At 68.3% G+C, this 281-nt stretch carries 1 protein-coding gene; it reads right to left on the minus strand.

The features are described from left to right. On the minus strand, positions 1-281 hold a 281-nt coding region (locus ISP15_RS18675; protein ID WP_404549504.1), incomplete at both ends, for a hypothetical protein.

Below are 281 nucleotides of genomic sequence, written 5' to 3' on the forward strand. Positions count from 1 at the left end.
GTCTGGGTGCTGCGCGCGGCGCCCTGTACCAGCTGGCTGCTCGAGACCTGGCGGCCCAGGTTGTCGTAGCGGTATGTGATCGCGTTGCCGTTGCCGTCGGTGCGGCGGGTGACACGCCCGAAGGCATCGTAGGTGGCGCTTGTGGTCTGCGCGAGCGCGGTGCCGACGCCCTCGGTCTGGCTCAGCTGCTCGCCGCGGTTGTCGTAGGTGTCCTCGGTGATCGTGCTGTTGCCGGTACTGAGCGCCGTGCCCGGCTGGCTCAGCTGTTGCTGGATCTGGAT

Origin of the sequence: Dyella jejuensis, assembly GCF_044904675.1 — a bacterium.
Lineage (GTDB): Bacteria > Pseudomonadota > Gammaproteobacteria > Xanthomonadales > Rhodanobacteraceae > Dyella_B > Dyella_B jejuensis.